This is a genomic window from Halarchaeum sp. P4, assembly GCF_051195175.1.
Taxonomy (GTDB): domain Archaea; phylum Halobacteriota; class Halobacteria; order Halobacteriales; family Halobacteriaceae; genus Halarchaeum.
Genome location: NZ_JBNTKC010000001.1, coordinates 469,213 through 483,278 on the forward strand (window position 1 = coordinate 469,213; position 14,066 = coordinate 483,278).

General features: G+C 69.4%; 14 protein-coding genes and 1 tRNA gene. 7 read left to right on the top strand and 8 right to left on the bottom strand.

Annotation, left to right across the window (positions count from 1 at the left end; translation table 11 throughout):
• The first annotated feature begins 1 nt into the window (after position 1).
• Together ACQUS8_RS02420 and ACQUS8_RS02425 are read left to right on the top strand one after the other, a co-directional pair.
• Positions 2–541, top strand: coding sequence for a hypothetical protein (locus ACQUS8_RS02420; RefSeq protein ID WP_435096371.1), 540 nt, complete (start codon positions 2–4; stop codon positions 539–541).
• 3 nt (positions 542–544) lie between these two features.
• Positions 545–2,983, top strand: coding sequence for a heavy metal translocating P-type ATPase (locus tag ACQUS8_RS02425; RefSeq protein ID WP_435096372.1), 2,439 nt, complete (start codon positions 545–547; stop codon positions 2,981–2,983).
• Positions 2,984–2,992: 9 nt separating this feature from the next.
• Here ACQUS8_RS02425 and ACQUS8_RS02430 read toward each other — a convergent pair whose 3' ends face one another.
• The 4 genes from ACQUS8_RS02430 to thyX form a co-directional block, all read right to left on the bottom strand.
• Entirely contained in the window at positions 2,993–3,163 is a 171-nt protein-coding gene (locus ACQUS8_RS02430) for a hypothetical protein (protein ID WP_435096375.1), read from the bottom strand.
• 137 nt (positions 3,164–3,300) lie between these two features.
• Positions 3,301–3,375 (bottom strand) — tRNA-Glu (locus ACQUS8_RS02435).
• A gap of 106 nt (positions 3,376–3,481) precedes the next feature.
• Positions 3,482–4,690, bottom strand: coding sequence for a helix-turn-helix transcriptional regulator (locus ACQUS8_RS02440; RefSeq protein WP_435096378.1), 1,209 nt, complete (start codon positions 4,688–4,690; stop codon positions 3,482–3,484).
• A gap of 91 nt (positions 4,691–4,781) precedes the next feature.
• Positions 4,782–5,525: an FAD-dependent thymidylate synthase gene (gene thyX, locus ACQUS8_RS02445; RefSeq protein WP_435096381.1), complete on the bottom strand. Its 744-nt coding sequence runs from the start codon at positions 5,523–5,525 to the stop codon at positions 4,782–4,784.
• Between the two features lie 171 nt (positions 5,526–5,696).
• Here thyX and ACQUS8_RS02450 point away from each other — a divergent pair, with 171 nt between their 5' ends.
• The 3 genes from ACQUS8_RS02450 (at position 5,697) to ACQUS8_RS02460 (ending at position 9,277) form a co-directional block, all read left to right on the top strand.
• Positions 5,697–8,231 (top strand): surface glycoprotein, encoded by a 2,535-nt coding sequence (locus ACQUS8_RS02450; protein ID WP_435096384.1) that lies wholly within the window; start codon positions 5,697–5,699, stop codon positions 8,229–8,231.
• A gap of 88 nt (positions 8,232–8,319) precedes the next feature.
• Positions 8,320–8,658, top strand: coding sequence for a cupin domain-containing protein (locus ACQUS8_RS02455; RefSeq protein ID WP_435096387.1), 339 nt, complete (start codon positions 8,320–8,322; stop codon positions 8,656–8,658).
• Positions 8,659–8,698: 40 nt separating this feature from the next.
• On the top strand, positions 8,699–9,277 hold the full coding sequence (locus ACQUS8_RS02460; protein ID WP_435096390.1) for an MBL fold metallo-hydrolase: 579 nt from the start codon (positions 8,699–8,701) through the stop codon (positions 9,275–9,277).
• Here the strand turns inward: ACQUS8_RS02460 and ACQUS8_RS02465 are convergent, their stop codons facing one another.
• A complete protein-coding gene (locus tag ACQUS8_RS02465; RefSeq protein WP_435096393.1) occupies positions 9,278–9,547 on the bottom strand; it encodes a DUF5827 family protein in 270 nt (89 codons plus the stop codon).
• A gap of 102 nt (positions 9,548–9,649) precedes the next feature.
• On the opposite strand from ACQUS8_RS02465, the gene ACQUS8_RS02470 reads away from it, so the two are divergent.
• The gene (locus tag ACQUS8_RS02470) at positions 9,650–10,069 is read left to right on the top strand and encodes a DUF7522 family protein (protein ID WP_435096396.1); all 420 of its coding nucleotides are present in this window, start codon (positions 9,650–9,652) and stop codon (positions 10,067–10,069) included.
• Positions 10,070–10,080: 11 nt separating this feature from the next.
• On the opposite strand, the gene ACQUS8_RS02475 is transcribed toward ACQUS8_RS02470, so the two are convergent.
• Together ACQUS8_RS02475 and sod are read right to left on the bottom strand one after the other, a co-directional pair.
• Positions 10,081–10,488: a hypothetical protein gene (locus tag ACQUS8_RS02475; protein ID WP_435096399.1), complete on the bottom strand. Its 408-nt coding sequence runs from the start codon at positions 10,486–10,488 to the stop codon at positions 10,081–10,083.
• A gap of 276 nt (positions 10,489–10,764) precedes the next feature.
• Positions 10,765–11,367 carry a superoxide dismutase gene (sod, locus tag ACQUS8_RS02480; RefSeq protein WP_435096402.1) on the bottom strand — a complete coding sequence of 201 codons (603 nt, stop codon included), beginning with the start codon at positions 11,365–11,367 and terminating at the stop codon, positions 10,765–10,767.
• Between the two features lie 110 nt (positions 11,368–11,477).
• Between sod and ACQUS8_RS02485 the strand changes: the two genes are divergently transcribed.
• Positions 11,478–12,254 carry an HAD-IIA family hydrolase gene (locus tag ACQUS8_RS02485; protein WP_435096405.1) on the top strand — a complete coding sequence of 259 codons (777 nt, stop codon included), beginning with the start codon at positions 11,478–11,480 and terminating at the stop codon, positions 12,252–12,254.
• Positions 12,255–12,278: 24 nt separating this feature from the next.
• Here the strand turns inward: ACQUS8_RS02485 and ACQUS8_RS02490 are convergent, their stop codons facing one another.
• Positions 12,279–13,979: a histidine kinase N-terminal 7TM domain-containing protein gene (locus ACQUS8_RS02490; protein ID WP_435096408.1), complete on the bottom strand. Its 1,701-nt coding sequence runs from the start codon at positions 13,977–13,979 to the stop codon at positions 12,279–12,281.
• Between the last annotated feature and the right edge of the window lie 87 nt (positions 13,980–14,066).

The following is a 14,066-nucleotide window of genomic DNA, read 5'->3' on the forward strand; positions in this document are numbered from 1 at the left end:
CATGACTGAACACGCACCCACGACGGACGACACCGCGGACGAAACCGACGTCTGGAGTCGGCGCTCGTTCGTCCGCTACCTCGCACCGGTCAGCATCGCCATCCCCATCGCCGTCGAGACGCAGACGTTCGTCGGCCTGCTGCAGAACGACTTCGGCCCGGACAGCTCGTGGGACCAACCCACGGGCGTCTCGGTCGGCATCGGCGGCGACCTCCGCCCCGACCTCGACACGCGGGAGAAACTGCAGAACGCCGCGCTCGTCGACATCGAGGACGGCCGCCGTCTCACGCTCGCGGTCGCCGTCCGGAACACCGCGGACGCGCCCTACCGGCTCAGCCTCGGCGCGGTCACCACCGACGGTGGCGAGACCGTCGAGGGCGGCTACACCACCGACCCCGTGTCGCCCGGTGAGACGACGTCGTTCACCGCGGAGTACGTCCTCCCGGCGGACGCGACGCCCGCGTCCGTCGAGACGACGGTCACCATCGGCAACCAGCCCTCGCAGAAGACCGTCCAGCTCGCCCCCATCCCGAGCCAATAGGCCATGTCTGACCAGACGCGCTGCACGCTCTGCGACCTCCCGACGCCCGACACGCCCGTCACCGACGACGACGTCGACGGGACGTTCTGCTGTCGGGGCTGCCTCGAAGTCGCACGCACCCTCGACACGGCGGACGTCGCGGCCGCCGACCCGGACGCCGTGCGCGACGAACTCCGCGCCGACGACGGGGACGACGACGCCGCAGACGGTGTCCCCGAGACCGCCGAAACGGCGTACTACGCGGTCGAGGGCATGCATTGTGCGACCTGCGAGGCGTTCCTCGAAGGGGAGGCGACGGACGCGGCAGGCGTCTACGAGGCCGCGGCGAGCTACGCCAACGACGCGCTGAAAGTCACCTACGACCCGGAGACGGTCGAGTTGGGCGCGCTCGCGGACGCGCTCACCGGCTACGGCTACCGCGTCGCCGACCCTGACGACGCCGCCGACGGGTGCGAGGAGACGCTCACCACCGGAATGCGCCTGCTCGCCGGCGGCTTCTTCGGGATGATGGTGATGCTCTGGTACGTCCTCTTCCTCTACCCGGTCTACCTCGGGGCGGGGCCGATCATCCCGTTCTTCGACCCGCACGGCGTCGGCGGGCAGTACCTCCTCTGGAACGTCGCCGTCCTCTCGGGGGCCGCCACCGCGCTCTGTGGCTACCCGGTCTTCCGGGGCGCGCTCGTCAGCCTCCGGGCGGGCCGGCCGAACATGGACCTCCTCGTCGCGCTCGCCGCCTGCGCCGCGTTCGTCTACAGCCTCGCCGTCCTCGTGACCGGCGGCGTCGACGTCTACTTCGACATCCCCGTCGTCATCGTCCTCGCCGTCACCGCCGGCGAGCACTGGGAGACGAAGGTGAAGGAGCGCGCGAGCGCCGGCCTCGCCGAGCGCACCGCCGACGGCGTCGAGACCGCGACGGTCGTCACCGACGCCGGCACCGCGGAGCGCCCAATCGAGTCGGTCGAGCCCGGCGAGTCGGTCGTCGTCGCGACGGGCGAACGCGTGCCACTCGACGGCACGGTCGTGGACGGCGATGGCGCGGTCGACGAGTCGCTCGTGACCGGCGAGTCGACACCCCGGGACGTCGAACCCGGCGACGACGTCGTCGGCGGCAGCGTCCTCGCCGCCGGCGGCGTGACCGTCGAAGTCGCGGACGCCGCCGAGAGCACGCTCGACCGCGTCGTCGCGACCCTCTGGGAGGCCCAGAGCACGCACGGGGGCGTCCAGCAGCTCGCCGACCGCATCGCGAGCGTCTTCGTCCCCGGCGTGCTCGTGCTCGCGGGCGGCGCGTTCGCCGCGTACCTCGCGCTCGGCGCGTCGCTCGAGACCGCGCTCCTCACCGCGCTCACTGTGCTCGTCGTCTCGTGTCCGTGCGCGCTCGGCCTCGCGACGCCGCTCGCCGTCTCGAACGCCGTCCGGAGCGCGCTCGCCCGCGGCACCGTCGTCACGGACGCGTCGGTCTTCGAGCGCGGCGCCGACGTCGACGTCGTCGCGTTCGACAAGACCGGGACGCTCACGACCGGCGAGATGCGCGTCCACGACGTCGCCGGCGATGAGTCCGCCCTCGACGTCGCGGCCGCGCTCGAGCAGTACGCCGACCACCCCATCGCGAACGCCGTCTGCGCGCACGTCGCCGGTACTGGTGAGCACGCCGTCACCGAAATCGAGCGCCACGCCACGGGCGTGAGCGGCACCGTCGACGGCAAGCGCGTGCTCGTCGGCCGGCCCGCGCTCTTCGAGAGCGAGGGCTGGACGCTACCTGACGACCTCGAAGAGCGGGCGACGCGAGGCGACGAACACGGCCACGTCCCGGCCGTCGTCGGCATCGACGGCGTCGCGCGCGCCGTTGTCCTCGCCGGCGACGACCCGCGTCCCGAGTGGGAGGCGGTCGCGGACGACGTCGCTGCGGACTGCCGTGTCGTCGTCCTCACTGGTGACGAGGGCGCGGCAGCCGAGCGCTTCCGCGAACACCCGGCGGTCGACGACGTCTTCGCCGGCGTCCCGCCCGAGGGGAAGACGGCCGTCGTCGAACGCCTCCGCGAGGACGGGACAGTTGCGATGGTGGGCGACGGGACGAACGACGCGCCCGCGCTCGCCGCCGCCGACGTCGGCGTGGCATTCGGGGACGGCACCGCGCTCGCCGTCGACGCAGCGGACGCCGTCGTCACGACCGGCGACCTGCGTGCGCTCCCCGACCTCCTCGGCGTCGCACGCGGGACGCGCCGGCGCGTCCGGGAGAACCTCGCGTGGGCGTTCTGCTACAACGCCGTCGCCGTGCCGCTCGCGCTCGCCGGCCTGCTCAATCCGCTCTTCGCCGCCGTCGCAATGGGTGCGTCAAGCCTGCTCGTCGTCGCGAACAGCACGCGCGCACTCGCTGGCGACCGGACGAAGCGCGACGATGCCGCTCCGCTCGCGGGTGCGACGGCGCGCCCCGACGACGCCTGACGACGCGCGCTATCGCGTCGCGGCGGCGAGGCTCTCGGCGGTCTTCGCGGCGAAGAAAGTGACCGTGGCGGCGACCGCGCCGGCGTCGAGACCGACGAGCGCGGTTCCTGTCGTGAACGCGGCGACGCCGAGGACGATAGGGAGGCGACGGCGAGTGCGTCGTCCGGCGGAAGCGACCATTACTCCCTAGTCGGCATCCTGGGCGGAGAGCAGTTGTGCCGAACGTGTTCGGGACGGCGCGCTGTCGAACTGTGGGACGCAGAAATACGACCGGGAGAGAACAGACGTCTCTCCTCGGTCGTTGAGTGTTGGAAAAGTGCTCCGGCAGGGATTTGAACCCTGGTCCTTGCCGTGAGAGGGCAAGATGATTGGCCGGACTACACCACCAGAGCACGGTGGTCCGACGCACGCATCGTGCGTCTCCATTCGATAGGAAGGCCCGGGTGTATAAAAACTCGTTGAACCGGACCGACTCTGAGACGTGTCCGCATACGGCGTTTACTCCTCGTCGGCGGAGGTGCTGGGTTCGTGGCCGGGGAGGCTGACGACGTTCTCGCGCCCGACCCGGATGCGCGAAATCTCGTCGTCCTCCTCCATGTCGGAGAGGAGCATGCTGACTTTCGACTTCGACCAGTCGGTCTCCTCGACGATGGAGACCTGGCGCATCCGGCCGCCGTGGTCGCGGAGGAGGCGCTTGACGCGCTCGTCGTCGGCGAGCATCTCCTCGTCGGTGACGGCGGGTTCGCCGACCGGCGTGGCGGCGTCCGGCGCTCGGTCGTCCCCGGAGTCGACCGGTTCGCCCTCCGCGGTGGCGGCGTCAGTCGTCTCGGTCGCCTCGCTCGGCGTGACGTCCGCGACGTACGGGGCGAGCCGGTCGCGCTGCCAGTAGACGGCGAGGCCGACGGCGGCGAGGAGAGCGAGTACGCCGCCCAGTAGCGGGCCGACCGAACTACCGCTGGTGTCGGTGCCGTCGGTCGTGGCGGTCGTCTGGCCGGTTTCGCTCCCGACACCGCTCGTCCCGGTGGTGTTCTCGACGAGGACGACACGGGGGTGTTCGTCGGTGAACTCGCGGGGGCCGAGCCAGGTGACGCTGTCGCTCGCGGTGAGCGACGGGTCGGACGTCGCGTTCGGCGTCGGCGAGACGGACGCGAAGGAGAGCGCGGGGTCGGCGGTGACGACGAGGCGCTGGTTCGGCCCGAGATAGAGGCCGCCCTCGAAGAGGTCGCCGACGACGAGGCGCGCGCCCTGACTGCGTGCGAAGTTCGTCCACGTGAAGGAGAGTTCGACGACGCCGAGGTCGTCGCTGAGGCCGCGTGTGGACGCGGAACGCTCGAAGTTCGTGGCGGTCATCTCGCGGCCGGTGGCGTTCTCGGCGTCCGCGACGAGCGAGCGGGCGTTCGAGCGGAACTGCCGGACGAACTGTGTCTCGTTGCGCTCGAAGGTGCGGGCGTACTCGCGGAAGCGTTCGCGCTCGGTCTGGTTGGCGAGGTGCGTCCGGTACTGGAACGTCCACGTCGCCGAGCCGTTCGGGAGGACGGTGATGCGGAAGTGCGTCGAGGAGAAACTCGGGCTGTCGGTGGCGGCCGCTGGCGTCCCGACGGCGCGTTCGGCGTCGCTCGGCGCGCCAGCGGTGGCGGCGAGCGGCGCCGCACCCACGGACGCGACGAGGAGGATAGCAGCGAGGACGACTGCTCCCGACCGGACCATATTGCCACCTCATCGCTCGGTAAAGAAAGGGTTTCGGACATCGCAAAGGGGTGCGCGGCGTGCGACCCCGAGAGGAGGCGGCAGAATTCTGTTACGGCGCGAGCCGGTTCTTCCGGTTCTTCATGTGCTCCTCGTAGTAGTCGAAAGTGAGAGGGCACCAGTCGGCGGCGAGGTCGAGGACGTCCTCGGTGAGCGTGCGAATCTCCCACTGGGCGTCCGCGGCGGCGCGCATGTCGGCGACGTGCATGAGCATCCGGGCGTTGAGGCTCATCACGACGTTCACCTCGGTGCCGATGGGGAGGACGAAGCGGGCGTCCTCGGGGGGCATGCCGAGGTCGAGGAGCTCCTGGTAGTCCTCGACGGAGCGCCGGACGGACTCGGTGAAGACCTCCTCGCGCTTCGCGACGGTTTCCTCGTCGACGGCGCCGCCCTTCTGGTTGCGCCCGACCCAGTCCGGGTCGCTCGCGGAGGGCGGAGTGACGACGAGTTCGCCCTCGGCGACGTCCGCGGGGTCGACGTCGTCGAAGGCGACGTAGCGCATCGACTGGACGTCGAAGGAGACGTGGCGGTGACGGGTGAGCTGGGCCATACAGGAGCGACTCATCCCCTCGACGTGGAAGGTGGCCTGTGCGTGCTCGAAGGGGCCGAAGTGGCCGTGGTTCAGGAGGTGGCCGATGAGGGTGCGTTTCCGCTCCTCGAGCGTGTCGCCCTCGACGTCCGCCATGACCTCCTCGAAGGACATGTCGGCGCCGTACTCGCTCATGTAGTCGTTGCGGGCGGCGCGACAGATCACCTCCTCGGGGTCGGGTGTGGCTTCCAGAAGTTCGACCTTCATGCTGACTACTCGGAGACCCCCCACGGGGTAAAATCTGACTGGTTGGTCGCGCCCGAACTATTCGGCCATCAACACTATCCCGGGAACACCCTAGCCACTCGATATGCTGTCAGACAGACGCGGGCGACACCGGTATCGGCGACTGACTGGCGCCACGGGAGGTGAGGCGCCGTGACGGACGCCTCACGGGCGCTCGCGCTGTCGGCACTGCTCGTCGCCTCTGTCGTCGCGGGGACGGCGGCGTTCGCGGGCGGCGCGGCGGCCGCCGGGACGGCGACGGGGTCGGTATCGGCATCGCCGTCGACCGCGGGCGAGACGGCGACACACACGGCGAACGCGACAGTCGGGTCGGACCTCAACTCCTCCTCGCTGACCGGCTTCAAGGTCGACTACGCGGCGAACACGAGCGCGACGGACGTCTCGAACGTCAACGAGTCCGACGTACAGAACGTCTCCATCGTCCGCGAGAACGGCACGTGGGTGAACGTTCGCGACGACCTCAGCTCCGTAAACACTGAGAACAACGGACACACGGTCACGTTCGGCTTCGGTGGCTCATACTCGCTCTACCGGAACGACACAGTCCACGTCGAATACGGCGACGTGCAAAACCCCTCGAGCGCCGGCACCTACGAGGTGGCGCTGAGCCTGAACCCGCAGAGCGCGGGGGCGACGAACGTCACCTACAACGTGACGCCGGCCGTGCAGGCGCTGAACGTCTCGGTCAGTCCGGCCACTGACGGCACGCTCGCGAACCACACGGTCGTCGCCTCGCCCGGCGAGGAGACGGCGAACACGTCGCTCTCGAACGTCACCGTCGCCTACGGCTGGGCGGTCGATAGCGTCCAGTGGGGCAGCACACCGTCGGCGTTCGTCGACGCGGACGGCGACGCCCAGTACGACGCGGACGAGCGCGCGCTGAACGCGACGGCCCTCACCGTGTCCGACGGTACGGTCACCGTCGAGTTCGACGGCAACTACACGCTGGAGAGCGGCACGGACGTCGTCCTCCGCTACGTCGCTTCGAACCCCGAGACGACGGGTGAGTTCGGCGTCGACGCCCGCTTCAACGGCGGCCCGACTGCCTCCGATACGGTCACCATCACGGACGGGAAGGACTGGGGGAGCGCCCACGTCCATGCCCAACCGCCGACGAGCGGCGTGAACAGCACCCACCTCGTCCACGTCCACCAGCTCGATGCGGCGGACGTCGGTGACTCGCTGAACAAACTCGAAGTCGACTACGCAGTCGGCTCCGCGCCCGCTGACGTCTCGAACGTCGACCAGAACGACGTCGAGCGCGTCGGCATCCTGCGAAACGGGTCGTTCATCAACGTCAGCGACGACCTCTCCTCGGTGTCGGCGAGCAACGACGGCGAGACGCTCCTGTTCGGCTTCGGCGGCTCCTACAGCCTCCAGCAGGGTGACGAACTCCTCGTCGCGTTCGACGACGTCCAGAACCCGGCGGTGAACGCGACCACCGCGACGAACGTCGCCGTCGGCGTGAACGTCCAGAGTTCGGACAGCCCCGCCTACGCGCGCTTCCACGTGACCAACGACACGCTCGCCGCCACCGTCGTCGGCGAGCCGGCGGACGCCTCGTCGAACGCCACGCAGGGCGTCGTCGTCTACCCGGGAACCGCGCAGGACGGCGAGACGCTCTCCGAGATGACCGTCACCTACGACGGCACCCAGTACGCCTTCGACGGCGACCTCTCGAACGTCACGGCGAGCGACGTCTTCCGCGCGGCCGTCTACGACCGCGCGACCGGCACGCAGACCGCGACGCTCGACGTGACGGGTGTCTCCGGTGACGGCGACAGCGTGACCGTCACATTCGCCGGGAGTTACACGCTCTCGCCGGGTGACGTCGTCGCCGTCGGCTACGCCGACGTGACGGCGCCGACGACGGCCGGAATCTACTGGGCGAACGTCACGGTGAACGGCGCGGCGACGAACTACACGGACTCGCGCGTCTACGTCGCCCCGAACACCTCGCTGACGGACGCCTCGCTCGCCGCGACCGAGACGTCGCCGAACGCGACGACGAACCACACCGTCAGTGCGACGGTGGCGCCCGGTGACGCCGCCGACGTGCTCGCCGAGCTCGAAGTCGAGTACGGAAACGACACGTCGCTCGCGAACGCGAGCGTCGCCACGCTCGCCATCGACCGGGGCGGCGACGGCTCCGTGGACGCGACGATCGCTCCCGGGCAGTACGACGCCGTCGTCGAGGACGGCGAGGTCGACGTACGTCTGACGAGCGACACGCGCGTCAGCTCGAGCGACCGCGTCGTCCTCACGCTCGCCGGCGTCCAGAACCCGTCCTCCGGCGAGTCGAGCGCGACCGTCGAGGTGAACGATGCCGAGGCCCGCGCGTCCGTCGCGGTGTCGACGCAGTCCAGCGACACCGACACGAACACCGGCGGCGGTGGCTGGGGCGGCGGGGTGAGCGACACCGACGACGACACGGCGAACACCGGCGACTCCTCGAGCGACACGACGACCACGACATCGACGACCACCACGACGCAGACGGAGACGTCCACGGCCGAGTCGCCCGACGAGACCGGTGACGCGACGACGACTACGACGACCAGCACGTCGACGCAGACCACCACGACGACCGGGAGTTCGGCCGGCTTCGGCGCCCTCGTCGCGCTCCTCGCGGCGGGCGCGGCCGCCCTACTCGCGCGGCGCGACTGACACAGCCCGTCCCGCTTCCGTCGCTCGTTTTTTCGCTGACGCGGGTTCGGCGAGTAGCTTGAAGGGATAGCCGGACGCAGGTCGGGACATGACGTACACGAAAGCACACGCCAGCGACGCAGAGTCGGTCCTGCCCGACGACGTGAAGGGCGAGATGTGGATGATGCGCGACGTCCTCAACACGGAGAGCCTCGGTTTCACCGTCCTCGCCCTCGAGAAGAACGAGGAGACGATGAGCCACGACCACATCGAGGAGGACCGCGAGGAAATCTACTACGTCGTCGAGGGCGGCGTCGACGTCGACCTCGGCGACCGCACCGTCTCCCTCGAGGAGGACGAAGCCGTCCGCATCAGCCCCGACGAGGAGCGCCAGATTCTGAACCGCGACCACTTCTCGCAGCTCGTCCTCGTCAGCGCGCCCGTCTAGAGACGCGACGCCTTTTGGTGCGTGCCCGCCTATCGCGGGCATGGTCAGCAACCTCTCGCACGGTATCGAGGCGTTCACCTCGAACGTCTTTCTCGTTACCGGCGACCGGACCGTGCTCGTGGACGCGGGCGCGAACTACGACGTCGTGAGCGCGACTCGAGAGCACACCGAGACGCTCGACGCCGTCGTCCTCACGCACACACACGACGACCACGTCGAGAACGTCCCCGCGCTCCGCGAGGCGTTCGACGTGGAGACGTGGGGCTTCGACGCCGAACGCGAGCACGTCGACCACGAGATCGGGGACGGCGACTCCGTGAGACTCGGCGACCACTCCTACGAGGCGCTGCACACGCCCGGACACAAGGACGACCACCTCGTCTTCCACTCGCCGGCCGCGGGCGTCGGTTTCGTCGGCGACCTCGTCTTCGCGAACGGCGCGTTCGGCCGCACCGACCTCGCGGAGGGCGACGCCCGAAAACTCGTCGAGAGCATCGAGCGCCTGCAGAACGCCCTCGACGAGAGTATCGACGTCCTCCACACCGGCCACGGGCCGGCCATCGAGGCGCCGCTCGCGGGCGTCGAGTCCTCGCTGCGCGCGGCGCGCTTCAGCGCCTGACTACTCGGTCTTCAGGCCGTAGTAGCCCGGTTCCTCCTCGCTGGGCGGTTCGGCGACGACGAGGTCCTCGCTGTTGCGCATCACCCACGGAATCGCCCAGTCGAGCAGGACGTCCTCCGTCCCGGGTTCGAGCGCTTCGTCCGGGTCGAGGTCCTGCAGGAGGCGGGCGATTTCGTAGACGGTGTACATCTGGTCGGGCTCGAGCAGTTCCTCGGGGGCGTAGAAGTCACAGGGGTAGAGCGCGTCGAACTCTTCTTTCGGGCGCGGCATGGTCAGCGATGACGGCGCCGCCCCTCAAAAACGACTCGCCTCCCGAAACGACAGCCGAACTGGACAGTGGGTTTTCACGACGGGCGCGAGAAACCTTCCGTCATGTCTGCAGGGGACCGCACGCACACAGGGGAGGAAAGCGACGGGGAGGACTTGCTGTCGGTCGTCCGGGAGTTCGACGCGTCGTCACTCCGTACCTGCTGGACGTTCGACCCGGACACCCACCAGCGCCGTTACGTCCGCGCGGACGTCCCGCTCTCGGCCATTGACGTCGAGGGCTTCCTCCACAACGAACGCTACGGCTTCGTGACGCGCGACATCTACGACTCGCTCCACCCCGCGTCCTACCACTACACCGTCCGCGGGTTCGACGGTGTCGAGGTGTTCCGGTGTTTCTTCGAGGGGGCGCAGGTCGGCGTCCTCTGTAGTTTCGACGCCGACGAGCCGCGCGACTACGGCCGGCTCGACGCAATGCTCCGCGAGTTCGCCGGCGGCGACCCCGGACGGCTTGCGCCCGACTGAGAACAGCAGTACTACACTCGGAAGACCGGTTCGCGGGACGCGACACTGGACTCCTCGATGGTCTCTTCGATGAGTGCGACGGTCTTCCGGATCGAGTACTCCCCCTGGAGGTCCAACGCGACGCCGACGCCCTGAGACCCGTCGATCGGGACGGCGATATCGAGTAGGTCGTCGTAGATACGGACGGTCGCGTGTAGTTGCTCTTCCTGTCGTTGCTCGTGGGCCCCATACCCGATGGCTTCCAGTTGCATATCACGGACGATTTCGTCGACTTGGCCTGGCTCGTACTTCTCCTCGGCCCAGTCGCTTCGATACACGTGCCCGACTCGTTCTCCCGTGTAATAGCTCACGCCGACGAGTGGCTCTTCCCCAACTGCCTCGCAGATCCCCTCTCTGACTTCCTCAGCCAACTCTTCCATGGTGCCATCTAACGTAACACACAGTAAGTATATGCTGGCCAACCTGTTGTTCGGCACGTCTCGCGTCCGATCGGGTACCGGTGCTGTCGTCGGCGTAATCGTCGGTAAGGTGGCTCTACCGAACGTTCACGGTCAATGCGTCGTTCCGTCGTCAATAGGGGTACGACCCGGCAGTCGCGAGACGCCCGTCTCCTCGGGGCGGTGCGCGAAAGAAAATACGGTGGGTCGCTACGACGCGGTGCCCGCTCGTTTTTCCGCGGTCTCTCCGAAACCGCGTTACTCGAACCGGCTGACGGCTTCCTCGTAGCGGTCGGCGGGCGTCTCCCAGTCGACGACGTCGAAGAAGGCGTCGATGAAGTCGCCGCGGGCGGGACCGTAGTCGTAGTAGTAGGAGTGCTCCCAGACGTCGAGCGCGAGGATGGGCTGTGCGCCCCAGAGCGCGCCCTGGTCGTGCTTGTCCACGACGAGGTTGCGGAGCTGGTTGCTGTGGGTGTCGTAGACGAGGAGCGCCCAGCCGCCGGCGGCCTTCGCGGCGGCCTCGAACTCGCCCTTCCAGGCGTCGTAGCTGCCGAAGTCCTCCTGGATGGCCGCGGCGAGCGCGCCGGCGGGCTCGTCGCCGCCGTTCGGCCCCATGCACTCCCAGAAGAGGGAGTGCAGGACGTGCCCGGAGCCGTTGTGCGTGACGTTACGGATGGCGCCCGGCGAGGAGCCGAAGTCGCCCTCCTCGCGGTTCTCCGCGAGGGTCTCCTCGGCGGAGTTCCAGCCGTTCACGTAGCCCTGGTGGTGCGTGTCGTGGTGCCACGTCATCACCTGTTCGCTGATGGACGGTTCGAGCGCGTCGTAGTCGTACGGAAGCGGCGGGAGTTCGTAGTCGCTCATGGTAGATTCCTCCGGATATTGCTGTGCTCGGACACGTGTTAAAGCTTGAGGCGTGGTTGGTGCTCAGTCACACACAGGGGTTTAGGTCGCGGCCCGCGAACCCGAATGCCGTGTCGTACGCCGCCGCGTTCGTCGACCTCGACGGGACCGTCTGGCGCGGCCGGGAGGCAATCCCGGGCGCCGCTCGTGGCCTGCACGCCCTCCGCGAGGCTGGCGTGCCGGTCGTTTTCCTCACGAACAACACGGGCGTCCGCCGGGACGAAATCGCCGCGCGCCTCGACGGTATCGGGCTCGACTACGACGGCGAGCCCGTCGTGACGGCGTCGTGGGCGAGCGCCGCCTACCTCGCCGAGCATCGTCCGGACGCCGACGTCCACGTGATGGGGCAGGACACCGTCGAGGCGGAACTGGAAGCCGCGGGGCTCACCGTCACCGCGGAGGGGCCCGCGGACGTCGTGGTCGTGGGCTACGACGAGCGCGTGAGTTTCGCGCGCCTCACCGCGGCGCTCCGCGCGTTCGAACCGGGGACGGTGTTCGTCGCGACGAACCGCGACCGCGTCACGCCCGAGGAGGGCGGGCCGGTCCCAGGCGCGAACGCATTCGTCAGCGCCGTCGAGGGGATGATCGAGCAGGACCCCGTGGTCGTCGGGAAGCCCGAGACGCGGATGGCGGAGCTCGCCGCGAGCCGGGTCGGCCCCGACGTCGACGTTCACGACTGCCTGATGGTCGGCGACAACCTGGAGACGGACATCCTGATGGGCGAGCGCGCGGGTATGGACACTGCGCTCGTGCTCTCCGGGGTCTCCTCGCGCGAGGACGTCGCGGCCTCCGACGTCGAGCCGACGCACGTCATTGAGGACCTCGGCGACGTCGACTCCCTCCTCTGAGGCGCGCACGCGAAACGCGAGGCGTCACTCCCCGCCGTCCGCCGGGTCGCCGTCGACGACAGGCACGCGGACGACGACTTCGGTGCCGGGGTCGAGGTCGTGGAAGGAGACGGTACCCCCGGCGGCCTGTGTCCCCCAGCGGACCAGCCAGAGGCCGAGACCGTTGCCGTGGACGAGCGGCGTCTCACGACTCGCCTCGAAGGTGAGGCGCTCGGTCGCGGGGATGCCGGGGCCGTCGTCGCGGACGCGGACGGTGACCCAGTCGTCGTCGGCCTCCGCGGCGACCGAGACGTGCGGGGTCGGCTTTGGGTTGTGCTCGGCGGCGTTCTCGACGAGGTTCGCGACGACGGACTCAAGCGACCACGGGACGGCAACGCACGGGTCGGGGAGTGTCTCGGCGACGACTTCGGCGTCCGGGTAGGCGTCGCGGACGGCGGAGACGGCGTCCACGATGACGCGGCGGGCGGAGACGACGTGCTGGTCGGTGGTGGGGTCGGTGAGCGTCTCGACCTCGCGGGCGTTCTCCGCAATGTCGGTGAGGTCGCTCGCGCTCCGGGAGATGGCTTCCGCGTAGCGCACGAGGTCGGCGCGGTCGGACGGTGCGGCGCTCGCAATCATGTCGGCGTAGCCGGCGACGACGTTCATCTCGTTGCGGAGGTTGTGCCGGAGGACGCGGTTCAGCACTTCGAGGCGCTGGAGGTGGAGGCGGCGCTCGGTGACGTCGCGGAGGACGAGGACGGTGCCGATGAGTCGGCCGTGTGAATCCTCGAGGTCGCTCGCGTTCAGGTCGAAGAAGCGCGGCGACCCGTCGACCGGCAGTTCGACGGTGGTCGCGCCGCTCCCGTCGGGTCTGTGTGGGAGGAGCGTGGTGACGGGAGTGCCACGAAGCGCGGTGACGGATGCGCCGAAGAGCCCCGTCGCGGCCTCGTTGACGTCGGTGACACAGCCGCGGACGTCGGTGATGATGACCGCGTCGTGCATGTGTTCGACGACGTGTTCGCGCGCGACGGAGGCGGGGACGGGGCGAACGTCGAGGAGGTCGAGGTAGGCGAGCGAGGCGGCGCAGGCGATGCCGGCGCCGACGAACGCGATGGGTGTGATGTCGAGGGCGGCGCCGCGGACGGCCAGCCACGCGCTCACGACGTTCCCGAGGAGGGGCATCGCGGCGCCGACGACGAGCACGCTCGCCTGCACGCGGTAGAGGCGCGGGAGCGCGAGCGCGGTCCGGACGAGGACGGCGGCGCCGAGCGCCATGAGGAGGTAGCTGTAGCCGAGCGCGACCCAGTAGCCGACGCCCCAATCGAGGTCGAGGACGGTGAGGACGCCGAGAGGGGCGACGGCCGGTGCCGTCCACATGAGGCCGTGGAGCGGGTTCGTCCAGACGGCGACGTACGCGAGTGCGGGGACGACGCTGGCGACGGCGACGGTACCGGGGGTGACGTAGCGGTCGCGGCCGGTGTAGGTGAGCGCGAAACAGAGCCACGCGACGGGGCCGGCGAGGACGCCGAGCCATTCGAGGCGCGCCCAGAGGAGTTTGGTCGGGAGGTCGACGGCGAGCAGCTCGAAGAGGTAGCCGAGCGCCCACCAGCCGTTCGCGACGGTGAGCGCGCAGAGCGAGAGCGACCCGGCGGCGGGCCGGCGACACCACGCGTAGACGGCGACGGCGGCATCGACGAGCGCTGCGACGACGAGCCCCCCGAGGAAGAGCGCGGTGAGGACGTTCATCCGGGCCCCGCCGGCCGTCTCGCCTCGGCACGATATCGGACCGTTCGGCGTTCCCCCATCATAGCCTTTGATACTGAACCGGTCGCC